20 protein-coding genes are annotated in these 26617 nt (G+C 65.0%); 11 read left to right on the top strand and 9 right to left on the bottom strand.

What is annotated here, in order from left to right; translation table 11 throughout:
- Window positions 1–149 precede the first annotated feature (149 nt).
- The 6 genes from PSEEN_RS00910 to PSEEN_RS00885 all read left to right on the top strand — a co-directional run bounded on the left by PSEEN_RS00910 (window position 150) and on the right by PSEEN_RS00885 (window position 6587).
- Window positions 150–1391: an SfnB family sulfur acquisition oxidoreductase gene (locus PSEEN_RS00910; protein WP_011531633.1), complete on the top strand. Its 1242-nt coding sequence runs from the start codon at window positions 150–152 to the stop codon at window positions 1389–1391.
- An 85-nt stretch (window positions 1392–1476) separates the two neighbouring features.
- Window positions 1477–2658 carry an SfnB family sulfur acquisition oxidoreductase gene (locus PSEEN_RS00905; RefSeq protein ID WP_011531632.1) on the top strand — a complete coding sequence of 394 codons (1182 nt, stop codon included), beginning with the start codon at window positions 1477–1479 and terminating at the stop codon, window positions 2656–2658.
- Entirely contained in the window at window positions 2658–4049 is a 1392-nt protein-coding gene (locus PSEEN_RS00900; RefSeq protein WP_011531631.1) for an LLM class flavin-dependent oxidoreductase, read from the top strand. The genes PSEEN_RS00905 and PSEEN_RS00900 overlap by 1 nt, the downstream gene beginning before the upstream one ends.
- Window positions 4042–4842, top strand: a complete 801-nt coding sequence (locus tag PSEEN_RS00895) for a MetQ/NlpA family ABC transporter substrate-binding protein (protein WP_011531630.1) — start codon at window positions 4042–4044, stop codon at window positions 4840–4842. The genes PSEEN_RS00900 and PSEEN_RS00895 overlap by 8 nt, the downstream gene beginning before the upstream one ends.
- A gap of 1 nt (window position 4843) precedes the next feature.
- Window positions 4844–5953, top strand: a complete 1110-nt coding sequence (locus tag PSEEN_RS00890; RefSeq protein ID WP_011531629.1) for a methionine ABC transporter ATP-binding protein — start codon at window positions 4844–4846, stop codon at window positions 5951–5953.
- On the top strand, window positions 5943–6587 hold the full coding sequence (locus PSEEN_RS00885) for a methionine ABC transporter permease (RefSeq protein WP_011531628.1): 645 nt from the start codon (window positions 5943–5945) through the stop codon (window positions 6585–6587). The genes PSEEN_RS00890 and PSEEN_RS00885 overlap by 11 nt, the downstream gene beginning before the upstream one ends.
- A 79-nt stretch (window positions 6588–6666) precedes the next feature.
- On the opposite strand, the gene dibA is transcribed toward PSEEN_RS00885, so the two are convergent.
- The gene (gene dibA, locus PSEEN_RS00880) at window positions 6667–8562 is read right to left on the bottom strand and encodes a phosphodiesterase DibA (RefSeq protein ID WP_044487553.1); all 1896 of its coding nucleotides are present in this window, start codon (window positions 8560–8562) and stop codon (window positions 6667–6669) included.
- Between the two features lie 151 nt (window positions 8563–8713).
- Here dibA and desA point away from each other — a divergent pair, with 151 nt between their 5' ends.
- Together desA and PSEEN_RS00870 are read left to right on the top strand one after the other, a co-directional pair.
- Window positions 8714–9898 (top strand): delta-9 fatty acid desaturase DesA, encoded by a 1185-nt coding sequence (gene desA / locus PSEEN_RS00875; RefSeq protein WP_011531626.1) that lies wholly within the window; start codon window positions 8714–8716, stop codon window positions 9896–9898.
- Window positions 9899–10037: 139 nt separating this feature from the next.
- Window positions 10038–11027, top strand: a complete 990-nt coding sequence (locus tag PSEEN_RS00870; RefSeq protein ID WP_011531625.1) for a GGDEF domain-containing protein — start codon at window positions 10038–10040, stop codon at window positions 11025–11027.
- 39 nt (window positions 11028–11066) lie between these two features.
- Here the strand turns inward: PSEEN_RS00870 and PSEEN_RS26955 are convergent, their stop codons facing one another.
- The 6 genes from PSEEN_RS26955 to PSEEN_RS00840 form a co-directional block, all read right to left on the bottom strand.
- Window positions 11067–11846: a hypothetical protein gene (locus PSEEN_RS26955; RefSeq protein ID WP_231845289.1), complete on the bottom strand. Its 780-nt coding sequence runs from the start codon at window positions 11844–11846 to the stop codon at window positions 11067–11069.
- A gap of 140 nt (window positions 11847–11986) precedes the next feature.
- On the bottom strand, window positions 11987–13324 hold the full coding sequence (locus tag PSEEN_RS00860) for a response regulator (protein ID WP_011531624.1): 1338 nt from the start codon (window positions 13322–13324) through the stop codon (window positions 11987–11989).
- Between the two features lie 137 nt (window positions 13325–13461).
- Window positions 13462–14739, bottom strand: a complete 1278-nt coding sequence (gene gabT / locus PSEEN_RS00855) for a 4-aminobutyrate--2-oxoglutarate transaminase (protein WP_011531623.1) — start codon at window positions 14737–14739, stop codon at window positions 13462–13464.
- Window positions 14740–14922: 183 nt separating this feature from the next.
- Entirely contained in the window at window positions 14923–16365 is a 1443-nt protein-coding gene (gene gabD, locus PSEEN_RS00850; protein ID WP_011531622.1) for an NADP-dependent succinate-semialdehyde dehydrogenase, read from the bottom strand.
- Window positions 16366–16692: 327 nt separating this feature from the next.
- Window positions 16693–18366 carry an aryl-sulfate sulfotransferase gene (locus tag PSEEN_RS00845; RefSeq protein ID WP_011531621.1) on the bottom strand — a complete coding sequence of 558 codons (1674 nt, stop codon included), beginning with the start codon at window positions 18364–18366 and terminating at the stop codon, window positions 16693–16695.
- A gap of 17 nt (window positions 18367–18383) precedes the next feature.
- A complete protein-coding gene (locus PSEEN_RS00840) occupies window positions 18384–20717 on the bottom strand; it encodes a TonB-dependent receptor (protein ID WP_011531620.1) in 2334 nt (777 codons plus the stop codon).
- 192 nt (window positions 20718–20909) lie between these two features.
- Here PSEEN_RS00840 and PSEEN_RS00835 point away from each other — a divergent pair, with 192 nt between their 5' ends.
- Window positions 20910–21824: a LysR family transcriptional regulator gene (locus tag PSEEN_RS00835; RefSeq protein ID WP_044487552.1), complete on the top strand. Its 915-nt coding sequence runs from the start codon at window positions 20910–20912 to the stop codon at window positions 21822–21824.
- Between the two features lie 65 nt (window positions 21825–21889).
- Here the strand turns inward: PSEEN_RS00835 and PSEEN_RS00830 are convergent, their stop codons facing one another.
- Window positions 21890–22795, bottom strand: a complete 906-nt coding sequence (locus tag PSEEN_RS00830; protein ID WP_011531618.1) for a TauD/TfdA dioxygenase family protein — start codon at window positions 22793–22795, stop codon at window positions 21890–21892.
- Between the two features lie 37 nt (window positions 22796–22832).
- Window positions 22833–23873, bottom strand: a complete 1041-nt coding sequence (locus PSEEN_RS00825; RefSeq protein WP_011531617.1) for an ABC transporter substrate-binding protein — start codon at window positions 23871–23873, stop codon at window positions 22833–22835.
- A 298-nt stretch (window positions 23874–24171) separates the two neighbouring features.
- Here PSEEN_RS00825 and PSEEN_RS00820 point away from each other — a divergent pair, with 298 nt between their 5' ends.
- Both PSEEN_RS00820 and PSEEN_RS00815 read left to right on the top strand, forming a co-directional pair.
- On the top strand, window positions 24172–25755 hold the full coding sequence (locus PSEEN_RS00820) for an ABC transporter permease (protein WP_011531616.1): 1584 nt from the start codon (window positions 24172–24174) through the stop codon (window positions 25753–25755).
- Window positions 25752–26615, top strand: coding sequence for an ABC transporter ATP-binding protein (locus tag PSEEN_RS00815; RefSeq protein WP_011531615.1), 864 nt, complete (start codon window positions 25752–25754; stop codon window positions 26613–26615). The genes PSEEN_RS00820 and PSEEN_RS00815 overlap by 4 nt, the downstream gene beginning before the upstream one ends.
- The last annotated feature ends 2 nt before the right edge of the window (window positions 26616–26617 follow it).

Here is a 26617-nt window from a genome sequence, read left to right as displayed (position 1 = left end):
GGTATATCCACCGGACCACCGGACCAGCAAACGTCTGTCGCCATCAGCTGAGGCGGCACATTCAACTTTGTGAGGTAAGGAATGGTCAGGATCACAATCACCCCAGTGGCCAACGCCAGGGCATTGAGTGCAGCCAAGGAGCGGTACTGATGTCCAGCCAGCCAACTACCCAATTCCACAGCGATATCGACAGCTCGCCCCTGCTGCTGCCGGCCAAAGTGCTGCGCAACGACGAAGAGGCCCTGCAGGCCGCCCGCGAGCTGGCCCAGGTGGCCCGCCAACAGGCCGCCCGCCGTGACCAGCAGCGCAAGCTGCCGTGGGCCGAGATCGAACAGTTCACCCGCAGCGGCCTGGGCAGCATCAGCGTGCCCAAGGCCTTCGGCGGCCCCGAGGTCTCCTACGCCACCATCGCTGAAGTCTTCCGACTGATCAGCGCCGCCGACCCGGCATTGGGGCAGATCCCGCAAAACCAGTTCGGCATTCTCCAACTGGTGCGCCTGACGGCCACCGAAGCACAGCAGGAAGCGATTTTCCGTGCCGTGCTCGACGGCTGGCGCATCGGTAATGCCGGCCCCGAGCGTGGCACCAAGGACACGCTCACGCTCAAGGCCCGCATCACCCGCGACGGCGAGGGCTATCGCATCAGCGGCGAGAAGTTCTATTCCACCGGCGCCCTGTACGCCCACTGGGTGGCGGTCAAGGCCCTGGACGACGAGGGGCGCCAGCGCCTGGCATTCGTTCGCCGGGGCAGCCCGGGGTTGCGCATCGTCGACGACTGGTCCGGCTTCGGCCAGCGCACCACCGCCAGCGGTACCGTGCTGCTCGACCAGGTGCCGGTGGACGCCGACCTGGTCATCGATAACTGGCGCCATCGGGAGCAACCCAGCACCCAGGGTGCGGCCTCGCAACTGATCCAGGCCGCCATCGACGCCGGCATCGCCGAGGCGGCCATCGACGACGCGATCCAGTTCGTGCGTGAGAAATCGCGGCCATGGATCGAGGCCAAGGTCGAGCGCAACAGCGACGACCCCTACGTGATCGCCGACATCGGCCGCCTCAAACTCGACCTGCACGCCGCCGAAGCGCTGCTGCGCAAGGCCGCGAAGGTGCTCGACGAGGTCAACGCCGGGCCCGTCGACGATGCCGCCGCCGCGCGGGCGTCGATCGCCGTGGCTGAAGCCAAGGTGCTCACCACCGAGATCTCGCTGCAGGCCAGCGAGAAACTCTTCGAGCTGGCCGGCAGCCGCGCCAGCCTGGCCGAGTTCAACCTCGACCGGCACTGGCGCAACGCCCGGGTGCACACCCTGCACGACCCGGTGCGCTGGAAGTACCACGCCGTCGGCGCCTACTACCTCAACGGCACCCTGCCTGCCCGCCATTCCTGGATCTGATTCAAGGCCCTTCGCCGTCAAACCGGACCCTACGCGATCCCCGTAGGAGCCGGCTTGCCGGCGAACAGCCCCTGCGGAGAGCACCATGACTGCATCCCTCATCACCAGCGACGCCCAGGCCCTGGCCGTCGCCGAAGAAATCGCCCAATCACTGCGCCACGACAGCGCCGCGCGCGACCGCGAGCGCCGCCTGCCCCACGCCGAACTCGACCACTTCGTGCAGACCGGCCTGTGGGGCATCAGCGTGCCCAAGGCCTACGGCGGCGCCGGCGTATCCAGCGCCACCCTGGCCAAGGTCATCGCCCGCATCGCCCAGGCCGACGCCTCGATCGGACAGATCCCGCAGAACCACTTCTACGCCCTGGAAGTGCTGCGGGTGAACGGCACCCCGGAGCAACAGAAGCGCCTGTACGCAGAAGTGCTCGCCGGCCGCCGCTTCGGCAACGCCCTGGCCGAGATCGGTACCAAGAACGCCCATGAGCGCACCACTCGGCTGACCCGTGACGGCGATCATTTCCGCATCGATGGCCGCAAGTTCTACTGCACCGGCGCCCTCTACGCCCAGCGCATCCCGACCCTGGTGATCGACGAACAAGGGGTTTCACACCTGGCCTTCGTACCCGCCGACACCTCGGGCATCGAGGTGATCGACGACTGGAGCGGCTTCGGTCAGCGCACCACCGGCAGCGGTTCTGTGGTGTTCACCAACGTGTTCGTCCGTGCCGAGGACGTGGTGCCGTTCCAGAGCGCCTTCGATCGCCCGACCACCGTCGGCCCGCTGGCGCAGATCCTCCACGCCGCCATCGACACCGGCATCGCCCGCGCCGCCTTCGAGGACGCCCTGCACTTCGTGCGCACCCGTAGCCGCCCCTGGATCGATTCGGGCCTCGACAAGGCCAGCGACGACCCGCTCACCCTGAAGAGCTTCGGCCACCTGGCGATCCGCCTGCACGCCACCGAGGCCCTGCTGGAGCGCGCCGGCGAGATCCTTGACATCGCCCAGGCCGACAGCAACGTCGAGACCCTGGCCGCCGCCTCAATCGCCGTGGCCGAGGCCCGGGCAATCAGCACCGAGATCTCGCTCGCCGCCGGCACCACTCTGTTCGAGCTGGCCGGCAGCCAGGCCACCCTGGCCGAGCACAACCTCGACCGCCACTGGCGCAACGCTCGGGTGCACACCCTGCACGACCCGGTGCGCTGGAAGTACCACGCCATCGGCAACTACTACCTCAACGACGAGAAGCCACCGCGCCGGGGGACCATCTGATGGCCCGCCAGATCCTGCTCAATGCCTTCAACATGAACTGCATCGGGCACATCAACCATGGCCTGTGGACCCACCCACGGGACACCTCGACCCAGTACAAGACCCTGGAATACTGGACCGACCTCGCCCGCCTGCTGGAGCGCGGGCTGTTCGACGGCCTGTTCATCGCCGACATCGTCGGCACCTACGACGTCTACGGGCAGTCGGTGGACGTGCCGTTGAAAGAGGCCATCCAGCTGCCGGTCAACGACCCGCTGCTGCTCGTCTCGGCCATGGCTGCGGTGACGAAACACCTGGGCTTCGGCCTCACCGCCAACCTGACCTACGAGGCGCCCTACCTGTTCGCCCGGCGCCTCTCCACCCTCGACCACCTGAGCAACGGCCGGGTCGGCTGGAACATCGTCACCGGCTACCTCGACAGCGCCGCCCGGGCCATGGGCCTGGAGCAGCAACCTGAGCACGACCGCCGCTACGACCAGGCCGACGAGTACCTGCAGGTGCTGTACAAGCTGCTCGAAGGCAGCTGGGACGACGACGCCGTGGTCGCCGATCGCGAACAACGCGTGTATGCGCGCCCGGACAAAGTGCACAAGGTCGAGCACCACGGCGAGTTCTACAAGGTCGAGGGCTATCACCTGTGCGAACCCTCGCCCCAGCGCACCCCGGTGCTGTTCCAGGCGGGCAGTTCGGCGCGCGGCCTGGCGTTCGCCGGCAATCACGCCGAGTGCGTGTTCATCAGCGGCCAGGACAAGCCGTCCACCCGCGCCCAGGTCGACAAGGTGCGCGCAGCGGCCAAGGCGGCCGGGCGTGATCCCCAGGCGGTGAAGGTGTTCATGGGCCTCACCGTGATCGTCGCCCCGACCGAGGAGCAGGCCCGCGCCAAGCATGCCGAGTACCTGCGCCACGCCAGTGCCGAGGCAGGCGTGGCGCACTTCGCCAGCTCCACCGGCATCGACTTCTCGCGCTACGAACTGGACGAGCCCATCGGCTTCGCCAAGGGTAACGCCATCCAGTCTGCCACCCGCCAGCTACAGGACAGCGCCTGGACCCGCCGTCGCCTGCTCGAACAGCACGCCCTGGGCGGGCGCTACGTGACCCTGGTCGGCGCCCCGGAACAAGTAGCCGAGCAGTTGATTGCCTGGATCGACGAAACCGGCCTGGATGGCTTCAACCTGGCGCGCACCGTCACCCCGGAGAGCTACGAGGACTTCATCGACCTGGTGATCCCCGAACTGCAGCGCCGCGGCCGCTACAAGACCGCCTACGCCGAGGGCAGCCTGCGCCAGAAGCTGTTCGCCACGCCCCACGCCCACCTGCCCGCCGACCATCCCGGCGCCGCCTACCGCAACCCACCTGTCCCTGCCCCGACTGGAGCCCTGCACCATGCTTGAGAAACTGTTCCGGCCCGTCGCGGCCATCGCCCTGGGCCTCGGCCTGTCCGCCGCCGCCTTCGCCGCCGAGCCACTGAAGATCGGCACCACTGCCGCGTTCGCCATCCCACTGGAAGCCGCCGTGGAAGAGGCCCACAAACAAGGCCTGGAAGTGAAACTGATCGAGTTCAGCGACTGGATCGCACCGAACGTCAGCCTCAACAGCGGCGACATCGACGTGAACTACTTCCAGCACATCCCCTTCCTGGAAAACGCCAAGGCCGCCGCCGGTTTCAACCTGATGCCCTACGCGCCTGGGATCATCAACAACGTCGGCCTCTACTCGAAGAAATACAAAAGCTTCGCCGAACTGCCCGAGGGCGCCAGCGTGGCCATCGCCAACGACCCGATCAACAGCGGCCGCGGCTTGCAACTGCTGGCCAAGGCCGGGCTGATCACCCTCAAGCCGGGCGTCGGCTACAAGGCCACCGAGGATGACATCGTCGCCAACCCGAAGAAGATCAAGATCCTTCAGGTCGAAGCGGTGCAGTTGGTGCGCGCCTATGACGACGCCGACCTGGTCCAGGGCTACCCGGCCTACATCCGCCTGGCCAACAGCTTCGACGCCACTTCGGCACTGCTGTTCGACGGCCTGGAAAACAAGGAATACGTGATCCAGTTCGTGATCCGCCCGCAGGAAAAGAACGACCCGCGCCTGGCCAAGTTCGTCGACATCTACCAGCACTCACCCGCCGTGCGCGCCGCCCTGGACAAGGCCCACGGCAAGCTCTACCAGGCCGGCTGGGAAGGCTGACATGGCCCAGGCCAGCGCCCTCAGGGCGCCCATCCCGCCCGCCGAACCGCACAAGGCCACGGAGCAGGCCCTGCGCCCGGACGTGAACCAGGCCCACGTGCGTTTCATCGGCCTGGGCAAGACCTACCCGGGCCAGGCCCAGCCCGCTTTGCACGGGATCGACCTGAACATCCGCCGCGGCGAGATCTTCGGCATCATCGGCCGCAGCGGCGCTGGCAAGTCGTCGCTGCTGCGCACCATCAACCGCCTGGAGCAACCCAGCCAGGGCCGGGTGCTGATCGACCAGGTGGATATCGCGCCGTTCGACGAGGACCGTCTGGTGGCCCTGCGTCGGCGCATCGGCATGATCTTCCAGCACTTCAACCTGATGTCGGCCAAGACCGTGTGGCAGAACGTCGAGCTACCGCTGAAGGTGGCCGGGGTGGCGAAGGCCGAGCGTCAGCGCAAAGTACGCGAGCTGCTGGAGCTGGTCGGGCTTTCGCAGAAGCAGCACGTCTACCCGGCGCAACTGTCGGGTGGGCAAAAGCAGCGGGTCGGCATCGCCCGGGCACTGGTGCACGACCCTGAGATCCTGTTGTGCGATGAAGCCACTTCGGCGCTGGACCCGGAGACCACCGCCTCGATCCTCGAACTGCTGCGCGACATCAATCGGCGCCTGGGCCTTACTGTGGTGCTGATCACCCACGAGATGGCAGTGATCCGCGATATCTGCCACCGCGTAGTGGTGCTGGAGCGTGGCGAAGTAGTCGAGCAGGGCGAGGTCTGGCAGGTGTTCGGCGCACCGCGCCATGAGGTCACCCGCACGCTGCTGGCGCCATTGCAGACACGTCTCCCCGAGACATTGCAGGCCGGCCTGCGCGCAAGCCCCGCCAGCCGCGACGCGGCCGTGGTGCTCAAGCTCAGCCTGGTCGGCGAGCCGGAACTGAGCGCCCTGTTCGCCGACCTGGGTGGGCGGGTGCGCCTGCTGCAGGGCGGTATCGAGACCATCGGTGAACATGCCCTGGGGCAACTGATCCTGTCCGTGCGCGGCTCGCCGCTGGACACCCGTCAACTGCTGGAGCGCGCCCGTGGCTGGGCTGCGGATGTGGAGGTGCTGGGCCATGTGGATTGATCGCTTGCTACAAGGCCTGCTCGACACCTTGCTGATGGTTGGCGTGTCATCGCTGGTCGCGTTGATAGTCGGCGTGCCGATGGCGGTGCTGCTGGTCACCAGCGACAAGGGCGGGATCTTCGAGGCCCCAACGCTGAACCGGGTGCTGGGCGCCATCATCAACCTGTTCCGCTCGATCCCGTTCCTGATCCTGATGGTCGCGCTGATCCCCTTCACCCGCCTGGTGGTGGGCACCACCTATGGCGTGTGGGCGGCGGTGGTGCCGTTGACCATCGCGGCGACGCCGTTCTTTGCGCGGATTGCCGAGGTGAGCCTGCGGGAGGTGGACCATGGCCTGATCGAGGCGGCGCAGGCCATGGGCTGCCGGCGCTGGCACATCGTCTGGCACGTGCTGCTGCCCGAGGCGCTGCCGGGCATCGTCGGCGGGTTCACCATCACCTTGGTGACGCTGATCAACTCATCGGCCATGGCCGGGGCAATCGGTGCCGGAGGGTTGGGAGATATCGCCTATCGATATGGGTACCAGCGCTTCGACAGCCAGATCATGCTGACCGTGATCGTGATGCTGGTAGCGTTGGTGGCGGTGATCCAGCTGGGCGGGGATCGCCTGGCGAAAGGCTTGAACAAGCGTTGAGCCCTTCGTCGGCAAGCCGGCTCCTACGCCGATAGCGATGCCTCTGTAGGAGCCGGCTTGCCGGCGAACCGCAACACCCTCACCCCCAGTGCAGTTCACCTGCCGGCACCGGCCTGCCAAACCAGTACCCCTGCCCCATCTGGCATTGCTGCTCCAGCAGGAAACGCGCCTGCTCGGCCTGTTCGATCCCCTCGGCGTGCACCTGCATGCCCATGCTGCGCGCCAGGGCGATGATCACCCGCACGATGGCAATGTCATCGTCGTCATGGGGCAACCCGGCAACGAAGCCCTGGTCGATCTTCAGTTTCTGCACCGGCAGGCGCTTGAGCCGCAGCAGCGACGAGTAGCCCGTACCGAAGTCATCGATGGCCAGGTTCAGCCCCAGTTCGCGCAACCGGTGCATCTGCTCCAGCGCCACCTCCGGGTCCTCCATCACTGCGCTCTCGGTGACCTCGAGCTCCAGCAGGGCCGGGTTCAGGCCAGTGTCGTGCAGCACATCGGCCACTTGCCGGTACAGTTCGCGCTGGTTGAACAGCCGGCTGGAGATGTTCACCGCGACGAACTCCAGCACCCGCCCCTCGGCCTGCCACTGCACCATCTGCCGACAGGCCTGCCCCAGCACCCAGGCGTCGATCTCGGCGATCAGCCCGGTACGCTCGGCAATGGGGATGAACTCCCCTGGCGGGACCAGCCCACGCGTGGGGTGCTGCCAGCGTACCAGCGTCTCCACCCCGATCATCCTCGAGGTGAACAGGTCATGCACCGGCTGGAAGAACACCCGCAGCTCTTGCTGCTCCAACGCCCGGCGCAACTCGCCGGCGGTCTCGACCCGCTGCTGGGCATGGGCGGTGAGCTCTTCGGTGTACAACGCGTAGCAGGCCCGGCCATTGCCCTTGGCCTTGAACAGCGCCGAGTCGGCGTTGCGCAGCAGTTGCTCGGCACTCAGCGCATCACTGGGGAACAGGCTTATACCAATGCTGGCGCTGATGAACAGCCGGTTGCCCTCGAAGCCGAACGGCTCTTTCAATTGCTCGATGATGGTCTGCGCCAGCTTGCCGGCCTGTCCGACTTGCTGGCAGTTCTCCGCCAGCACCCCGAACTCGTCGCCGCCCAGGCGTGCCAGGGTCACACCGTTGCCCAGCACTTCACGCAGGCGTTCACCGACCAGCTTGAGCAACTGGTCGCCGATGGTGTGGCCGAGGCCGTCATTGATGCTCTGGAAGTGATCCAGGTCGAGCAGCAGCAGGGCGCAGCCACGCTTGTTGGCCTGGGCTGCGGCCAGGGCCTGCTCGACACGGTCGTTGAATAGCAGGCGGTTGGGCAAACCGGTGAGTGGATCATGGTGGGCGAGGTAGGCCAGTTCCTCTTCCGTGTGCTTGATCGCACTGATATCGCTGAACACCGCCACGTAGTGGCTAAGCTCACCACTATCGTCGCGGATGGCGCAGATCGTCTGCCATTGCGGGTAGATCTCGCCACTTTTGCGGCGGTTCCAGATTTCTCCGCTCCACTCGCCCTTGTCCGCCAACGCGGCGTAGATCTGTTGGTAGAACGGCGCGTCATGGCGGCCCGACTTGAACTTGCTCGGGCGCTGGCCGACCACCTCGTCCTGCTGGTAACCGGTGATGCGCATGAACGCCCGGTTGACGTGCACGATCAGGCCGTTGCGATCGGTCACCAGCACGCCTTCCAGGGTGCTGTCGAACACTGCGGCGGCCATGCGCAGGCGTTCGCGGTCCTCGCTGCGCAGGCGGGCACCGATGCCGATGAAATTGAGCAGACGGGCGCGCGAGACGAAGATCAGCAAGGCACTGAGCAGCACCCAGACCACGACATTGATCTGCCGCCCCACGGTCAGCGCCAGCGGATCCTCGGTCATGCCATGCAGGACCAGCTCGGACAGCGCCAGCCAGAGGATCGAAAGCACCACATAGAGCCCGGCCATGCGCAAGGCGTCGCGAACGGAAACAGACATGTCGGGTGGGTTAGCCCATGGAAAAGGAAGGGGCATTATAGGGGCTGAAACACCCTGTGACTTCCTATCAAAAAGGGCGACTGGTTTTATTTCCCCGCCAAGGGATAATGCGAGCGCTGTTCCCCCTGTGTTTTCGAGGGTCTTCCCCGTTATGTGGTACTACGGTCTGCTCGACTTGTCGGCCTGGCAACTGGTCGCGGTCACCTTGCTGATGACTCACCTGACCATTGTCAGCGTCACCATCTACCTGCACCGCTACTCGGCCCACCGGGCCCTGGAGCTGAACGCGGGCCTCAAGCATTTCTTCCGTTTCTGGCTGTGGCTCACCACCGCGCAGAACACCCGCGAGTGGACCGCCATCCACCGCAAGCACCACGCCAAGTGCGAAACCCCGGACGACCCGCACAGCCCCGTGCACAAGGGCCTGGGCACCGTGCTGCGCAAGGGCGCGGAGCTGTACCGCGAAGAGGCACGCAACGAAGAGACGCTGCGCATCTACGGCAAGAACTGCCCCGATGACTGGATCGAGCGCAACCTCTACACCCGCTACAAGCTCGGCGGCATCGCCCTGATGGCAGTCATCGACCTGCTGCTGTTCGGCACCATCGGCATCACCATCTGGGCTATCCAGATGATGTGGATTCCGTTCTGGGCCGCTGGCGTGGTCAACGGCCTGGGCCACGCGGTGGGCTATCGCAACTTCGAATGCCGCGACGCCGCCACCAACCTGGTGCCCTGGGGCATCATCATTGGTGGCGAAGAGCTGCACAACAACCACCACACCTACCCCAACTCGGCGAAGCTCTCGGTGCGCCGCTGGGAATTCGACATGGGCTGGATGTGGATCCGCCTGCTGAGCCTGCTGCGCCTGGCCAAGGTGCAACGGGTCGCGCCCATCGCCCACCGGGTCGAGGGCAAGGCCTCGCTGGACATGGACACCGCCATGGCCATCCTCAACAACCGCTTCCAGATCATGGCCCAGTACCGCAAGCTGGTGATCGCGCCGCTGGTGAAGCAGGAGCTGGACAAGGTCGACGCGTCGGTACGCCACCGCTTCCGCCGCGCCAAACGCCTGCTCTCGCGCGAAACCAGCCTGCTGCAGGACCGCCATCACGTGCGTATCGAATCGATGCTCGCCCACAGCCAGGCCCTCAAGACCATCTACGAAAAGCGCCTGGCACTGCAGCAGATCTGGGCGCGTACCAGCGCCAACGGCCACGACATGCTCGCCGCCATGAAAGAATGGGTGCACGAGGCGGAAGCCAGCGGCATTCATTCGCTGCGCGACTTCGCCGCCCAGCTCAAAACCTACTCGCTGCGCCCCGCCACGGCCTGACCGCCGTTGATCGGCACGTTCCGCAATGGAACGTGCCGACCGGAACTTACCCTTCGCACACCGCTCAAACTCGACATATCGCCCGCGTGGCGGGCCTGACCGTGGCCGCACGCCTATCGTCGAGAACCGCTCCGTGCTCATGGCCAAAGAACTCCCACCCACGCACACCGGCGCCCCCCGCCCCGAAGCCGCCCAGACCCTGCTGGCCCTGCTCCACGCACAGGGCGAAGTGGCGCGTCTGAGCGAACGTGAGCAGCTGTACAGCTCCCTGCTCGACAGCGTCAACGCGGTGCTGTGGGCGTTCGACTGGGAGACGCGCCAGGTGCTCTACGTCAGCCCCGCCTACGAGCGCATTTTTGGTCGCCCGGCCAGCCTGGTGCTTGCCGACTACAACGAGTGGCGCGACGCGATCTACCCGGACGACCTCGAGTACGCCGAGCGCAGCCTGGCCCAGGTGCTGGTCAAGGGCACCGTGGAAGACCGCGAGTACCGCATCCTCAATGCCGCAGGTGAAGTGCGCTGGATCAGTGACAAGTGCTACATCAACCAACAGCGCGAGGGTGACCAGCGAGTGATCATCGTGGGCATCGCCGAGGACATCACCGAGAAGAAGCGGCTGGAAGGCGAGCTGCAACGCCTGGCCACCACTGATGTATTGACCCAGAGCAGCAACCGCCGGCACTTCTTCGACTGCGCCCAACAAGCCTTCGACAGCGCCCGCGAGGACGGCACGCCGCTAGCCTTCCTGTTACTGGATATCGACGACTTCAAGCAGATCAACGACAGCTACGGCCACCAGGAAGGCGACCAGGTGCTGCAACGCATCGCCGACGCTGGCAAGGCCGTGCTGCGGCGTGGCGACCAGTTCGGGCGCATTGGTGGTGAAGAGTTCGCGGCGGTGTTCCCCGGCTGCACGGCACAGATGGCCGAGCAGATCGCCGAGCGCCTGCAGCGGGAGATCCAGCGCCTGAGTTTCAGCCATGAGCAGCAGACCTACGGCGTGACCGTGAGCCAAGGCCTGACCGGGCTTACCGATGAGGACGAGAAGCTGGACAGCCTGTTCGCTCGAGCGGATGCAGCCATGTATCGGGCCAAGCGCCAGGGCAAGAACCAGATCGTGAAAGGCTGAGCGGATTACCCACGGTTCACGCGCCGCAAGCAGCTCGGTTCACTTCGATGCGGTGGTACTCCACTCATAGTCGATCGGACCGCTACGTGGCCCGGCCAGTATCCCCTCTGGCTCCTTTTCCCGACCTTCCTTGAATGCAACTTCAAGAATGTGCCGTTGCTGGTCTGTAATTCCACCCGCCAGGGCGATGGCCTCGGCAGTGTATCGCTTGATCAATGCAGCCTTCCTCGAGCTTGTCGGATATTGCATGGACACCTCTGATATCTGGACAGTGATTTGTGGAGTAAGCGCCCCTACCGGCATTACGAGACGCCCAGCAGGGTCACGGGAGAAACCAAGCGATAGATACAAGGGTTCAGCGCCCGGATCAGGTTGCTGAACTTCAATTTGCGAGCACCTGAGCATTCTGGCGTACTCAATGACAGCTAACAGCGATAGCGATGCCACCAGCCCCCTCAATGGATTCGTCGGGCCTGGGTTACCCTCCAGCAGAATGATCTTGATGCAGTGGCTGCTCCTTCGAGGACTGGCATAGCAGAGACCGCAAAGCTCGCGGGCAGACCACAACGAGACGTCGAGCCCCTTGAAATCTCGATCAGTCCAACGTGGCACCTCCTCCCAGGGAAAGTGGTGAGTTTGCCTGCCCCAGAGCTGGAGGGCTTCAATAGCACCATGCCCGATAGGTTCGAACCGTACCTTGTCAGCATCAAGCTCTGTACCCGGCGAGCAGGCACCGGTGGAGAATGCTTCGTGAGCGAGCATTCGCGCCTGGGAGCGATAGACCTGATAGCGCAGACCACGGTGCCTGTACGTACTCATCTTCAGCCGCAACCTTCCTGCCATTCCGTTGGTGGAGTGGAGGGAAAGCTACGCCTGGGAGACTTGCCTGGATACGAACAACCGTCTGCAAAGCCTGTAGGACCAATCCCAAGACTGAGTCGCCTACAGCAATGGTCAGATCAAGCCTGACGCTCCTCGTCCGCTTCGGGTGGAGTTTCTGCCAGTGCCGGATCGAGCAAGGCTGCTTCCGCTTCGTCGGTGGTGGCCTGTGCCGCCTGGCGCTCGGCCTCCTCACGCGCCACCGCCTCCGGGTCCACCTTGCGCAGCCGCGTCAGTTCCGGCAACCCGAGCTTGAGCAGCCGCGCCGTCTTGCTGCTGGCGACTTTCTCCAGCCCCTCGCTTGGCCGCAACCGCGCCAATTGCCCGGCCAGGTTCATGGCCAGGATCTCACGCGAGTACACACCACCCCCCAACTGATACACCGAAGCGATCAGCTCACGCAGGTTGAGTGGCAGGCGCCAGCGGGTACGCAGGGCCGAACCGAAGGGCGCGCCAAATTCGTTGAGCGACAGCTCCACCTGGTCCTCGTCCAGCTCGCCGCCGGCCAGGCGCCATTCCTGCAGGGTACGCAGGACGGCCAGGTCGCCCAGGCAATGCAACAGACCAGCGCAGTAGCAAAGGCCCTCGTCCACCTCGACCATGCGCGCCAGGGTGCGGGCGTAATCCGCGGTGTGCAGGGAAAGGTTCCAGTAATGCGTGGCGTAGCGGGCCAGCAACGGGTCACTCAATCGCGCGCTGCGCTTGAGCGTAAGGCCAAGGATAAGGTTCATGCTCTGGGTGCTGCCTAGCTTGTTCAAAGCCTGCAGCAAGGTCTGCACCGGCGACTCGCTGTGCAGCGCGGCACTGTTCGCGGCGGCAATGAGCACGCCGGTGATCTGCGGGTCATCACGCACCTCTTCCTCCAGCACCCGCAGGTTCAGACCCTGGGGGTTGAGGGCACGCTTGATCGCCACCTGCACATCGGCGAACAAGGGGCCGCCATCGGCCGTGGCGCGACGTTGCTCCAGGAAGGCCGGCAGCTGGACACCGGGCTGCAGCGGTGGCACCGGGCAGGCGATCTGCTCGCCCACCTCCAGCAGCAGGTTTTCCAGGCGCTTGCGCAGGTTGTCCAGGTCGAGCGGCTTGCTCAGGTAGGCGGTGGGGTGCAGCGGCAGCGCCTCGCGCACACTGGCACTGTCGGTGCGCTCACTCATGAGGATGAACGGCAGGCCAGGCTGGCCGCCTTTGCCGCGTACTTTACGCAGCAGGTCGAGGCCATCGAGCCCGGACAGTTCACGGGCCGCAATGATCAGGTCAGGCTTGGCGGACAACGCACTCAGCGCCTGGGAACCATCGGCGCAGACCTGCAGCCGGGCATCGCAGCGCACGCTGAGCAGCATTTCTCGGAGCATGTCACGCACCCAGGGGTCGCCTTCGGCGATCAGCACGCAAGGGGGGACGGGATCGGCAGCGCTCATGGGCTTTTCTCCAGGCAATGACGCGCGTTCCTTCGCAGCTTCCTCGGAATCCTCGTACAACCTTAGCGCCTGATGCCCACAAGCGGCATAAAAAAAACCCGCCTAGGCGGGTTTTTTTCTGAAGCGTGTCACATTTTTCAGGCCAGCTCAGCGAAGCACTCTTCGATGATTGCCAGGCCTTTGTCCAGCAGTGCGTCTTCGGCGGTCAGCGGCACCAGGATGCGCAGGACGTTGCCGTAGGTACCGCAGGACAGCAGGATCAGGCCCTTGTCGCGCGCCTTGGCCACGACCTGTGCAACGGCAGCGGCGTTCGGGGTGTGGGTGCCTTTCTCGAAGACTTCCACCGCGATCATCGAACCCAGACCACGGACGTCGCCGATGATCGGGTGCTTGGCCTGGATCTGCTTGAGGCCAGCGGTCAGACGCTCGCCAACAGCCTGGCTACGCTCCAGCAGCTTCTCTTCCTCGAACACTTCGATCACGGCCAGGGCCGCGGCGCAGGCGATCGGCGAACCGGCATAGGTGCCGCCCAGGCCGCCCGGGGCGATGGCGTCCATGTACTCGGCCTTGCCGCACACACCGGCCAGCGGGAAGCCGCCGGCGATGGACTTGGCGAAGGTGGTCAGGTCAGGCGCGACGCCCATCTGCTCCATGGCGAAGAAGGTGCCGGTACGGCCAGCGCCGGTCTGCACTTCGTCGGCGATCAGCAGGATGCCGTGCTGGTCGCACAGGGCGCGCAGGCGCTTCATCAGTTCTTTCGGCGCTGGCAGGAAGCCGCCTTCGCCTTGTACTGGCTCAAGGATGATCGCGGCGATATCGCGCGGCTCGGCGTCGTTCTTGAAGATGCGCTCGACCGAGGCGATGGCGTCATCGACGCTGATACCGTGCAGTTCGCTCGGGAACAGGGCGCGGAAGATGCCACCTGGCATCAGGCCCATGCCCGCGGAGTACGGTACGACCTTACCGGTCAGGCCCAGGGTCATCATGGTGCGGCCGTGGTAGCCGCCGGTGAAGGCGATCACGCCAGCACGGCCAGTGGCGGCACGGGCGATCTTCACGGCGTTTTCAACGGCTTCGGAGCCGGTGGTGACCAGCAGGGTCTTCTTGGCGAAGTCGCCTGGTACACGGGCGTTGATCTTTTCGCACAGCTCGACGTACGGCTCATAGGCCAGCACCTGGAAGCAGGTGTGGCTGACCTTGGTCAGCTGCTCTTGCACAGCCGCGACCACTTTCGGGTGCAGGTGGCCGGTGTTCAGTACCGCGATGCCGCCGGCGAAGTCGATCAGTTCGCGGCCTTCAACGTCGATCACCGTCGAGTTCTTCGCAGTATCAACGAAGATCGGGTGAATTTGACCGACGCCACGTGGGACGGCGGCGACACGGCGTTGCATCAGGGATTCGTTGGTCTTGCTCATAGTGCCCTCAATTGCGCCGGTTCTGCGGCGCTTTTATTCGGGGGTGGCTGGACGCAAACGTGCACAGTATTCGTTGATCGACTGTCACGCCTGCCCTGGCCACCAGGTACCGCTATGTCAAAAAGGCCAGCGAGACGTCGCTCTCGCGCCCCGCTGGCAGAGGTAAAACCGTTTACCTGGCGATCAGACGCTGATGCACAGGTATTTGATCTCGAGGTAGTCCTCGATACCGTACTTGGAACCTTCACGGCCCAGGCCCGAGGCCTTGATGCCACCGAACGGCGCGACTTCGTTGGAGATCAGGCCGGTGTTGATACCGACCATGCCGTACTCCAGGGCCTCGGCGACGCGGAACACGCGGCTCATGTCACGGGCGTAGAAGTACGAGGCCAGGCCGAACTCGGTGTCGTTGGACATGGCGATGACTTCGGCCTCGTCCTTGAAGCGGAACAGCGGCGCCAGCGGGCCGAAAGTCTCTTCCTTGGCCACGGCAGCGGTTTTCGGTACGTCGACCAGGATGGTCGGCTCGAAGAAGTTGCCTTCGATGATCTTGCCGCCGGACAGCACCTTGGCGCCTTTCGAAACGGCGTCCTCGATGTGCTCCTGGACCTTGGCGACAGCCTTGCCGTCGATCAGCGGGCCAGTGGTGGTGCCTTCTTCCAGGCCGTTACCGATCTTCAGCTTGGCGACCGCAGCCTTGAGCTTCTCGGCGAACGCGTCGTAGACACCGTCCTGCACGTAGATACGGTTGGCGCAGACGCAGGTTTGGCCGTTGTTGCGGTACTTGGAGATGATCGCGCCCTCGACCGCCTTGTCCAGGTCGGCGTCGTCGAACACGATGAACGGCGCGTTGCCGCCCAGCTCCAGGGAAACCTTCTTGATGTCCTTGGCGCACTCTTCCATCAGCTGGCGACCGATTTCGGTCGAGCCGGTGAAGGACAGCTTGCGTACCAGGGAGTTGCCGGTCAGTTCGCTGCCGACTTCGCCGGCGCTGCCAGTGATCACGCTCAGCACACCAGCCGGGATGCCGGCACGGGTAGCCAGCTCGACCAGGGCCAGGGCGGAGTAAGGTGTCTGCGAAGCGGGCTTGAGCACCATGGTGCAACCAGCGGCCAGGGCCGGGCCGGCTTTACGGGTGATCATCGCGGCCGGGAAGTTCCACGGGGTGATGGCGGCGGTGACACCGATCGGCTGCTTGATGACGATCAGGCGCTTGTCGGGCTGGTGGCCAGGGATGACGTCACCGTACACACGCTTGGCTTCTTCGGCGAACCACTCGATGAACGAGGCGGCGTAGGCGATCTCGCCCTTGGCTTCGGCCAGTGGCTTGCCTTGCTCGGTGGTCATCAGGCGGGCCAGGTCGTCCTGGTGCTCGATCATCAGCTCGAACCAGCGACGCAGCTTGCCGGCACGCTCTTTGGCAGTCAGTGCGCGCCAGGCCGGCAGGGCCTTGTCGGCGGCCTCGATGGCGCGGCGGGTCTCGGCGGCGCCCATCTTCGGCACGGTGCCGATCACGTCGCCGGTGGCCGGGTTGGTCACCTTGATGGTCTGACCGCTGTCCGCATCCAGCCATTCACCGTTGATGAAGGCCTGCTGGCGGAACAACTGAGCGTCTTTGAGCTGCATGTCGGCTTCCCTTTACTGCGAATTATTGATTGTTGAAAAGGCGCCCCCAAAAGGGGGCGGCCGTCAGAAATTCGTGCACCAGGGTGTTCGACGCCTGGGTGCTGAGCGTTTGAAATCTCAAACGGAATGCTAAGCGGGGGTTGGGGTGTTGGACAATAGGCTGTTCGAAAAAAAGAACGAATGGTTGAACACCCTGTCCGAAATTCGCGTCGCCCCTTTCGCGGGCAAACCCGCTCCTACAGGATCGGCGGGGAACCTGTAGGAGCGGGTTTAGCCGCGAAGAGGCCGGTACAGGTTAGCCGATAACCTGTCGGAGGAAAGATTGAGTCAGAACGCCTTGTCGAGGTCGATCACCAGCGCGCGGTATCCCACGCTGCCAGGCTGGCGACTGTGCACTTTCAGCTCCACCGCCACCTCCTGGGTACCACGACGCACTTCATTGAGCACGGTGGTGGTCAGCTTTTCCGGCGTCAGGTAGTTCACCGAAGCCGAATAGATGAACTGGGTATCGGTATCCGCCCGGTATGCCACCACCGAGGTGATCGGGCTGTACCACTCGTCCCCGCGCTCCTTGCCGTACTGCCACACCTGCTCGACCGTGCCCTTGGCCTCGTCGATCCGGTATTCCACCGCCCGGCTGTAGTTGCCGGTCAGTTTCGTAGGCCCGAAGTCGCGCCCCCACCCGTTGTCGAACACGTTCAGCGTGCCACGCCCGGTCAGCCAGGCGGTGTGCTGGGTCCAGGACCACTCGAAGCCCTCGCCTGCCGGTTTGAGTACCTTGTCCTGCAGGCGTGCCGGCCAACCTTGCGGCGCGGCGAGGATCCACTTCACCTGCTTGTCGCGGCCGATCTTCACCACCCCCTGATGACGAGCTGAAACGATGATGCTGTCGTCATCGGCGTCGTAGTCGATGGCATTGACGTGGGCCCAGTTGCGCCCGGTGCCGACGCCGGGGGTATCACCGAACGGCAGGTTGCCTTCGGCCAGCTCGTTGGCCAGACGCTCGTCCTGTCTCTGCACGCCCTCTGGCAGCTGGACCGCCGCCTTGCCGAGGGTCTCCAGCAGCTCGCCGCGATACGGGTCGAGGATCTGGTTCAGGTCCCAGAAGTCCAGCACGTCACCCGCTTCGTTGACCTCGATGATGTGGTCGCGGATGGAGCGCACGCGCTTGCCGTCGGGGCGGCGGTAGTCACTGGTGCCCACCCGCAGCAGGTAGGTGCCGTTTACCGTCTCGCGGATCTCATGGGAGAAGTCGGCGAACTTGTCCGGCAGGCTGCGTTGCCACACCTGCCGGCCAAGCAGGTCGTACTTGGAATACGTCTGGCCCTGGCCCCAGATCAGCTTGCCGTCGCGCGTCTGGTGGAAACCCATGGTACCGCCCAGGCCGTCGCGGCGATTGGCGTCGTGGATCTGCTCGATATCCAGGTACCAGCGCACGTCGCCATTGCTGTCGGCGATCCAGTTGTTGCCCACCGAGTCCCACTCGGCGGCGCCACCCAGGCCGTTCCATTTGAAGGCACGGCCACCGGGGATTTCGGCCAGCAGGTGGTTGAACAGGTACAGGCGCTTTTCGAAACCGGGAGCGACCTTGATCGGCTCCACCTCGGGCAATGCCGCAGTCTGTTTCGCCACCACCGGCAGGCGCACGGCCGGGGCGTAGATCTCGTAACGCTGGCGGACACGCTTACCGTCGAGCTTGTAGCTGACCTCGATCTGGTTGACGTGGTCCGGATAGAGGCCGAACACCGGGATACCCCCGTAGGTCCACAGTGAGCGGTCGGAGACGTCATAGGTGATGTCGACACCGCGCTCGCCCCGGCCCAGCACCCGCACATGGGCACTGGCGATGGCACGACCGCCGTCGCGGATGATCGCGGTCAACGGCGCCAGGCGGTAGGGGTTGACCACCACGTCGCCCAGCAGGGCTTCGTCGCGATCCGGCACCTTGGCGGTGAGGCAGGCACCTTCGGGCAGTTCATGGGGTTGGGTCTTGGCATTCATGGCAAAGCTCCTTGTGCTCAGAAGTCGTAACGGGCGGTGGCGCCTACGGTGCGCGGGGTGCCTAGCACGCCGGCATAACCGCCGTTGGCGGAGTTCCACAGGCTGGTGAAATAGGTCTTGTCGCCGGCGTTCTTCACCCACAACGACAGGTCAAGCACGCCGTCGCCCTGGTCCAGGCGTACCCCGGTGGACAGGTTGACGATGCCGTAGCTGGGGATCTGGCCGTAGTCGGAGTCGTCGATGGTGCCCACCGCCTTGGAGCGGAAGGCGTAGCTGGCGGTGACGTAAGGCTCGATGCGCTCGGCCAGCGGCCATTGGTACTGGCCGTTGATATTGGCGATGTACTTGGAGGCACCCACCACTTGGTGGCCGGACAGGTCGCAGGTGGCCGCAGGGTTGGCCAGGCTCACCTCGGGCGGGCACGGCGCGTCCTTGTAGTCGGTGTAGCGCACGTCGTTCCATGACCCGTTGAAGTTCACCGTCAGGCCACGGACCGGCAAGGCCGTGGCCTCGAACTCCAGGCCACGCGAACGCACGCTGCCGGCGTTGGCCAGGTACTGCACGCGGTTGGCTTCGTCGTAGACGTTGGCCTGGTAGCCGTGCACTTCGGTCCAGAACAGGTTGGTGTTGAGCTGCAGGCGGTTATCGAACAGCGTGCTCTTGAGCCCAAGCTCGGCATTGTTGGCGCGCTCGGTGCCCACCAGCAACGAATCGGTACCCAGCCTTGGAGCCGCGCCGACCGTGAGGTTGACGCCCCCGGACTTCTCGCCGTGGGACAGGCTGGCATAGCCCAGCAGGTCATCGGTGAAGCGGTAGCTGAGGCTGAGCAGGCCGGACGGGGCGAAGCTGTACTGGTTGAGGTCGCCCGAATCGTAGGCGCCCACCCGGCCCTGTCGGGCCGTAGCCGCGGTACCGGTTACTGCAGCGCCGCCGTACGGCGCATCGCGGGTGACCCAGGCACTCTTTTCTTCGTAGGTGCCACGCACCCCGGCGGTGAAGTCCAGGCGTTCGGTCAGGTGCCAGGTGCCTTGGGCGAACAGCGCATAGCTGTCGGTGTCGATGTGGCCATTGCCGATGGTGTTCACATTGGCCAGGGCACCGGCCGGGGTCAGGTTCCAGATATCGGCCTGAGGCCCGTAGTAAGTGAACGATTTGTTGTCCAGGTCCTGCTTGAAGTAGTACGCGCCCAGCACGTAGTCGAAGAAGCCACCGGTGGGCGAGGCCAGGCGGATTTCCTGCGAGTACTGCTTGTCCCGCACCGACACCCCGGCGCTGTAGAACACCGGCACATTGAGGCCGTCGTCGTTGCGCGGGGTGAAGTCCCACCAGCGGTAGGCGCTGATGGAGGTGAGGGTGAAGTCGTTGGGCAGCGTCCAGTTGGCCTCCACCGAGGTACCGCCCTGAAACACTTTCACCATTTGGTCGGCGTCGAAGTTGACCTTGCGGTCCTTGCCCGACACCAGGGTCGCCCCGGCCTGGGCGGCCAGGCTTTCGTAGCGGTTCACGCCATTGAGGGTCGGGCCGGTGCTGTAGAGGCTGAGGATGCCATTGTCGGAGTTCTCTTCGTTGTATTCGCCGATCCAGCGCAGGTTGAAGGTTTCGCTGGGCTTGAACAGCAACTGCGTGCGAAAGCCCTGGCGCTTGCCGCCGTTGAGGTCGTGGCCGTCGTGGAGGTTCTTCACATAGCCGTCGTCTTCGGTGTGGTAGGCACTGATGCGCCCGGCAAGGGTGTCGGTGAACGGGCCGGAGAAGCTGCCCTGGGTCTGCCAGTAGCCATCTTCGCCCAGGGAAGACTGCACGCTGCCCTCCTGGTGGAAAGTCGGTTTGCGCGTGGTGATGTTCAGCACCCCGGCGGTAGTGTTCTTGCCGAACAGCGTGCCCTGCGGGCCGCGCAGCACTTCCAGCTGCTCGACATCGAGCAGGTCGAACACCGCCATGCCCGGGCGCCCCAGGTAGACGTTGTCCAGGTACACACCGACGCTGCCCTCCAGGCCATCGCTGGCCGGGTTGTTGCCCAGGCCACGGATGGAAATGCTCGACTGGCGGGCATGCACGTAGGACACGTTGGTGCTCGGCACCAGTTGCTGCAGGTCCTGCACCCGGTAGATGCGTTGGGTTTCCAGGGTTTCGCTGCTCAGCACGCTGATCGGCGTGGGCACGCTCTGGGCGGTTTCCTCACGGCGCCGGGCATTGACGGTAACGGTTCCGAGCTTGGCTTCCTGCTCCACGGCGGGCGCTGGTCTGGGTTCCTCGGCAAAACTGCTACCGGTAGCGGCCAGCAGCACACCGGCTGCCAACGGTTGCAGGGCAAACAACGACACGCGCGCGGGCCAACGGGAAAGTCGGGACATGCAAATGCTCCTTGAGGCATGGGCCCTGGCGAGCATTTCCGTTGGCGGAACCGAATCGCGGTCAGATGGGCTTATATTCTTTTAAGAGATATAAATATTTTTAATTCATATTTTGTGGAATAAGTAAGTCCCTTTATAAGGTTCCCAACCCTTCCCAGCAATTGCATTCCACCGAAAGTTTCCATGTAGAAAATGCATATCGACCTGCGCCAACTCCGCCACTTCATCGCCCTTGTCGAGCACCGCAGCTTCGTGGCCGCGGCGGCCGCGGTGAACCTTTCGCAATCGGCCTTCAGCCGCAGCATCCAGACGCTGGAACACAACGTCGGCTGCCGCCTGGTCGACCGCGCCAGCAAGGAGCTGGCGCCGACCCGCCAGGGGCTGCTGGTGCTGGAGCATGCGCGGCGGCTGGTGCACGGGGCGCATAACCTGGCCAACGAGATCAACCAGTTCAATGGCGCGACCACGGGCGTGGTGCGCTTCGGTTCGGGGCCGGCACCGGCAGGCGGGTTGGTACCCCGTGCGGTGGCGCGATTCGTTGCCGAGTACCCGGCGGCGCGCACTTGCTTCCAGGTGGATAACTGGCAGGCGCTGAACCGGCGATTGATTGCCGAGGAAATCGAGTTCTTCGTGGCCGACACCCGCCAGTTCGAGGCCGACCCGGATTACCAGGTGCTCAAATTCAAGCCACAACGCTGGCACTTCTGCTGCCGCCAGGGGCATCCGCTGACCGAACGGGCCGAAGTGCGGGCGCGGGACCTGTTCGACTACCCGCTGGCCACCACGTTTCGCCCGCCGAACATCCGCAAGATCCTCAGCGACCTCAGCGGGCGGCAGGACTTTCTGCCCAGCGTGGAATGCGAGCATGGCTATGCCCTGCTCAATGTGGTGCTGCACTCGGACACCATCGGCATCGCTTGCAGCGCGAACCTGCGGCCGTATCAGGGGGAGCGGGGGTTGGTGGCGCTAGAGTTGGCGGACTTGGCGCCGGAGCAGGAAGAGGCGTTCTACACGCGCTATGGCGTGGTGAGCCGGGTGGGGTATGGGTTGTCGGCATTGGCGCAGGGGTTGGTCAGGCAGCTGGTGGCCTGTGATACCGAGTTGTGACGGGTTCGCCGGCAAGCCGGCTCCTACGGGATGGTCGTAGGAGCCGGCTTGCCGGCGAACCTAGGTCAGCCTTTACGCGTGGTCCGGCTCACTTGCCCATCCACCCCGACCGGCACCTCGCCTGCCAAAGTCACCCGGCGCACGATGCGTGGCTGGGTACCGTAGTCGTCCACCGCGTAATGCTGCGTCGCGCGGTTATCCCAGATCGCCACGTCCCCCGCCTGCCAGCGCCAGCGCACAGTGTTCTCCAGGCGTGTCACGTGCCCTTGCAGCAGCGCGAACAGGTGCTGTGAATCGGCCAGCGAATAACCCTTGATGCGTTTGACGAAGTGCCCCAACTGCAATGCTCGCTCGCCGCTGATGGGGTGTACCCGCACCACCGGGTGCTCGGTCTCGTACACCGTCGAGGTGAACACCTTGCGGTAGCGCTCGAGCTTGGCCGGGTCGACGTCTGGCTTGACGCTGGCATAGTCGTACTCATTGCTGTGCACTGCCCACAACGTGTCGGCCAGCACCCGCAGCGGCTCGGGCAGCTCCTGGTACGCGGCGGCGGTGTTGGCCCAGACGGTGTCGCCGCCCGATGCCGGCGCGACCACGCTACGGAGGATCGACGCCTTGGGGTAGGCATCGACGAACGTCACGTCGGTGTGCCAGGAGTTGGCCCGCTGGCCTTCGGCGCCATCGAGCTGAAGCAGATAACTCGTGCCGTCGACCACCGGTACGGTGGGGTGGGCGATGGGCTCGCCAAGCAACTGAGCGAAGGCCTCCTGGCCTTGGTCGTCGAGGTGCTCCTGGGCGCGGAAGAAGATCACCTTGTACTGCACCAGCGCGGCCTGGATGGCGTCGATGGTTTCCGGGGCCAGGTCGGCGGACAGCTTGATACCACGGATCTCGGCACCGATCCTCCCGGCAACGGGCTGGATGTCGAGTTCGAGGGCTTGCGGCGCGGTGGCCAGTGCGGCGTTGCTCATGGTCGTGCTCCTCACGGTTTCTTGTCGGGGTTCGGGTTCAGCGGGCGGCCTGGGTGGCCTGGTCCTGTTGCAAGGCGGCTTCGAGGAAGCGTGGCTCGATCCAGTCGGCGACCTGGAAGCCACGGCGGATCAGGCGCTCCCTGGCGGCCAGGTCCACACCCTGCTGCAGCAGGCCGACGAATTCGGCGTCCAGGCGTGGGTCGAAGTAGCGGGCCAGGTTTTCCTGGGCCAGGTCGTCGCGCAGGATCGCCCGTGGCCAGTTGGCCTGGGTCGATACCAGGTCCACGTAGGCGTCTCGGTTCTGTTCGTTCTGCAACCACTTCACCGCCTGCTGCTGGGCGGTGACCAGGCGCTGCACCAGGTCGGGGTGCTGGCGGATGAACTCGCCGGTGCCGATCAGCACGGACTGGGTACCACCGGCACCCTTGAGGTCGCGGGAGTTGACCGGCAACTCGACCAGGCCACGCTCACGCAGCGACAGCAGGTTGGAAAGCCCCCAGGTGGCGTCGATCTGCTTGGCCGCCAAGGCGGCGTTGGCGGCGTTGAAGTCCAGGTTGATCACCTTCAGCTCACGCTCGGACAAGCCCTGGCTGGCCAAGGCGCTGGCGAACGACAGCTGGTTGGCGGTGCCGCGGAATACCGCCACGCGCTTGCCCTTCAGATCCTGCAGGCTGTGAATGCCTGAGCCAGGTACCACGCCCAGGTAACTCTTCACCCCACGCACGCCGGCAGACAGCACGCGGGTGTCCAGGCCATTGGCCTTGCCGATGATCGCCGCCAGGTCACCCAGGTAGGCGAAGTCGGCCTGGCCGTTGGCCAAGGCTTCGTTGACCACGGGTCCCGCCCCCTTGAAGAAGTGCCAGTCGATGCGGATGCCGTCCTTGGCAAACTCCTTCTCCAGCAGTTGCTGGTCGCGCAGTACATCGACCACACCGCCGGCGCTGGGCTTGCTGCCGGCGCTCAGGTCCGGGACGGCGATACGGATCGACTCGGGCTGGGCAGCATGGGCCGCCAACGGCAAGGCACTTAGCAGGCCGGCCAGCAAGGGGGTGAGCAGGTGGCGTAATCGGGTTTTCATGGCGAGGCTCCTGGGCAGGCTGCCACCGGCGATGGCCGGCGCTTTGGCCAGAAGCTAGGCAGGTCGCGTTAGAACCTACAAAGATCAAAACTTCATTTTTTAGTAACCAGAAGACATAAACCAGACGTCATGCGGGCCGGCGGATGGCTTGCAGTACGCGCATGGAAAATATGAGGAAAACGCAATGGCTTGGGGCTTTCGCATGCAACGGGCGCATGCTCTTATCTCTTGAATATCGTTTGTAAGAATTTTTAATTCCATAAGCGAATAAACAAGGATTGGTTTGAGAGGTGCCTTGATGAGCGAAGTCTTGAGCGTAGGCCAGCGCCGTCGATTGGGGCCGCTACGCAGCCCTTTCGCGGCACAAGGCCGCTCCTACGTACCGTGGATTGTGCCGTTGGCGGTGGTGGCACTGTGGATCATCGCCAGCCATGAGCACTGGATGAGCGAGCAGATCCTGCCCGCACCGTCACTGGTCTGGCAGAGCGCCCTGGAATTCGGCTCCGGGGAGCTCTGGGGCCACCTGTGGATAAGTGTGCGAAGGCTGACCTGGGGGCTGCTGGCGGGAATCGGCGGCGGGTTGCTGCTGGGGACCTGGCTGGGTGCGTCGCACAGAGCGCGGACGCTGGTGCTGCCGACCTTCATCGCCCTGGCGCAGATCCCGACCCTGGCCTGGATCCCGCTGTTCATGCTGTTCTTCGGCATCGGCGAGTGGCTCAAGCTGGTGGTGCTGGTCAAGGCCGTGGTGGTGCCGGTCACCCTGCACACCCTGGTCGGCGTGCGCGACGCCCAGCCCAAGCTGCGCGAAGCCGCCGCCACCCTGCGCCTGCCCGTCCACCTGGTGTTCCTGCGCCTGCTGCTGCCGGCCGCCCTGCCGGCATTCCTCGCAGGGGTTCGCCTGGCCCTGGCGACCGGCTGGACTTCCTTGCTGGCAGTAGAGCTGCTGGCCTCCAGCGAAGGCATCGGCTACCTGATGGTCTGGGGCCGACAGTTGTTCATGCTCGACCTGGTGTTCCTCTGCATCCTGGTGGTCGGCCTGGTCGGCGCGTTGATGGATCGCGGTTTCTCGCGGCTTGAACACAGCCTGCTGTTCTGGCCACAACCGGCCACGGGTGAGCAGGCGCGTGGCACCGTCACGAACAACTGGCAGAGCCTGCTGCTGCCTGCGGCGGTGCTGGTGGTGTGGCAGGCGGCCAACAGCTTCGGTTGGGTCGATGCGAACATCCTCAGCTCACCGCTGGACGTGCTGCGCAGCCTGTACACCGGGCTGCTGGACGGGTCGCTGCCCGAGGCCTTGCGCCTGAGCCTGCAGCGCACCCTGGCCGGATTGCTGCTCGGCGGCGGCGCAGGGTTTGTCCTGGGTTTGCTGCTGGGCCTGTCGCACAGCAGCGAACGCCTGCTCGGCCCCAGCCTGTCGGCGTTGCGCCAGGTGGCGCTGTTTGCCTGGGTACCATTGCTCACCGCCTGGTTCGGCCTGGGCGAAGGCGCCAAGCTGGTGTTCGTCGGGCTGGCGGCGTTCTTCCCACTGCTGATCGCCACCCAGCGCGGCATCGCCAGCCTCTCGCCGCAACTCGGCGAGGCGGCGCAGGCCCTGCGCCTGGGCCTGCCCCACCGCCTGCGCCTGCTGGTGCTGCCCGGCGCCGCCCCGGCCATCTTCGCCGGCCTGCGCCTGGCGCTGATCTATGCCTGGCTCGGCACCATCGGCGCCGAATATTTCATGCCCTCGGACGGCGGCATCGCCAGCCTGATGATCGGCGCCCAGCAGTTGTTCCGCATGGACCAGGTGATGGCTGCCATGGTCCTGATCGGCCTGGTCGGCGCCCTGCTCGGCCACCTCGGCCAACGCCTCGAATCGCGCGCCACGCGCTGGAGATCCGCATGAATGCCTTCATAGCCCCGGCCCTGCACGCGGCCAACCAACCCGACGCAACACCGCCCCTGGTCAGCTTCGAAGGGGTCGGCAAGACCTTCAGCGTCGACGGCCAGGCCTTCGAAGCCATCCGCGACTTCAACCTGGCGATCGACGAGGGCGAGTTCATCGCCATCGTCGGTGCATCGGGGTGCGGCAAGTCCACCCTGCTGCGCCTGCTGGTGGGGCTGGACAGCGACTACAGCGGCAGCATCCGGGTCGACGGCCAGCCGGTCACCGGCATCGGTGGCGAGCGGGGCATCGTGTTCCAGGAGCACCGCCTGTTCCCTTGGCTGACCGTCGAGCAGAACATTGCCCTGGGCCTGGTCAACGAACGCCTCACCCAGGGTGAGCGCGCCCGGCGCGTGCATGAATACGTGCAACTGGTGGGGCTGGTGGGTTTCGAGTCGGCCTACCCGCACCAGTTGTCCGGCGGCATGGCGCAGCGCGTGGCCATCGCCCGCGGCTTGGTGGCCAGCCCGCGGATCCTGTTGCTGGACGAGCCATTCGGCGCGCTTGACGCGTTAACCCGCCAGCAACTGCAGGACGAGTTGCTGGCCATACGCGAGCGCTCGGGCATCACCACCCTGCTGGTGACCCATGACGCCGAAGAGGCCACCTACCTCGCCGACCGGGTGGTGGTGCTGGAGCCACGCCCCGGGCGGATCAAGGCCGTGGTGCCGATCGACCTCCCGCATCCACGCCGGCGTACCGGCGTGGCGTTGCATGGGCTGAGGGAGAAGGTCCTGCACCAGATCACCGGTGGCCAGGCCTATGTCAAGCCAGCGCCCTTGCGGGTGGAGGGGCTGCGGCCTGAACTCATCGCGCTGTAAGG

It is taken from the genome of Pseudomonas entomophila L48 (assembly GCF_000026105.1).
GTDB lineage: Bacteria > Pseudomonadota > Gammaproteobacteria > Pseudomonadales > Pseudomonadaceae > Aquipseudomonas > Aquipseudomonas entomophila.
This window is presented reverse-complemented; position numbering and strand designations above follow the sequence as displayed.

Excerpts from the sequence above, each read along its gene's own strand:
- PSEEN_RS00815 (WP_011531615.1), top strand. The coding sequence starts at position 25,752 with ATGAATGCCTTCATAGCCCCGGCCCTGCACGCGGCCAACCAACCCGAC.
- PSEEN_RS00845 (WP_011531621.1), bottom strand. The coding sequence starts at position 18,366 with ATGAATGCCAAGACCCAACCCCATGAACTGCCCGAAGGTGCCTGCCTC.
- PSEEN_RS00830 (WP_011531618.1), bottom strand. The coding sequence starts at position 22,795 with ATGAGCAACGCCGCACTGGCCACCGCGCCGCAAGCCCTCGAACTCGAC.
- PSEEN_RS00840 (WP_011531620.1), bottom strand. The coding sequence starts at position 20,717 with ATGTCCCGACTTTCCCGTTGGCCCGCGCGCGTGTCGTTGTTTGCCCTG.
- PSEEN_RS00820 (WP_011531616.1), top strand. The coding sequence starts at position 24,172 with ATGAGCGAAGTCTTGAGCGTAGGCCAGCGCCGTCGATTGGGGCCGCTA.
- PSEEN_RS00870 (WP_011531625.1), top strand. The coding sequence starts at position 10,038 with ATGGCCAAAGAACTCCCACCCACGCACACCGGCGCCCCCCGCCCCGAA.
- gabT (WP_011531623.1), bottom strand. The coding sequence starts at position 14,739 with ATGAGCAAGACCAACGAATCCCTGATGCAACGCCGTGTCGCCGCCGTC.
- PSEEN_RS00890 (WP_011531629.1), top strand. The coding sequence starts at position 4,844 with ATGGCCCAGGCCAGCGCCCTCAGGGCGCCCATCCCGCCCGCCGAACCG.
- PSEEN_RS00860 (WP_011531624.1), bottom strand. The coding sequence starts at position 13,324 with ATGAGCGCTGCCGATCCCGTCCCCCCTTGCGTGCTGATCGCCGAAGGC.
- PSEEN_RS00885 (WP_011531628.1), top strand. The coding sequence starts at position 5,943 with ATGTGGATTGATCGCTTGCTACAAGGCCTGCTCGACACCTTGCTGATG.
- PSEEN_RS00910 (WP_011531633.1), top strand. The coding sequence starts at position 150 with ATGTCCAGCCAGCCAACTACCCAATTCCACAGCGATATCGACAGCTCG.
- PSEEN_RS00825 (WP_011531617.1), bottom strand. The coding sequence starts at position 23,873 with ATGAAAACCCGATTACGCCACCTGCTCACCCCCTTGCTGGCCGGCCTG.
- PSEEN_RS00900 (WP_011531631.1), top strand. The coding sequence starts at position 2,658 with ATGGCCCGCCAGATCCTGCTCAATGCCTTCAACATGAACTGCATCGGG.
- dibA (WP_044487553.1), bottom strand. The coding sequence starts at position 8,562 with ATGTCTGTTTCCGTTCGCGACGCCTTGCGCATGGCCGGGCTCTATGTG.
- gabD (WP_011531622.1), bottom strand. The coding sequence starts at position 16,365 with ATGCAGCTCAAAGACGCTCAGTTGTTCCGCCAGCAGGCCTTCATCAAC.
- PSEEN_RS26955 (WP_231845289.1), bottom strand. The coding sequence starts at position 11,846 with ATGAGTACGTACAGGCACCGTGGTCTGCGCTATCAGGTCTATCGCTCC.
- PSEEN_RS00895 (WP_011531630.1), top strand. The coding sequence starts at position 4,042 with ATGCTTGAGAAACTGTTCCGGCCCGTCGCGGCCATCGCCCTGGGCCTC.
- PSEEN_RS00905 (WP_011531632.1), top strand. The coding sequence starts at position 1,477 with ATGACTGCATCCCTCATCACCAGCGACGCCCAGGCCCTGGCCGTCGCC.
- desA (WP_011531626.1), top strand. The coding sequence starts at position 8,714 with ATGTGGTACTACGGTCTGCTCGACTTGTCGGCCTGGCAACTGGTCGCG.
- PSEEN_RS00835 (WP_044487552.1), top strand. The coding sequence starts at position 20,910 with ATGCATATCGACCTGCGCCAACTCCGCCACTTCATCGCCCTTGTCGAG.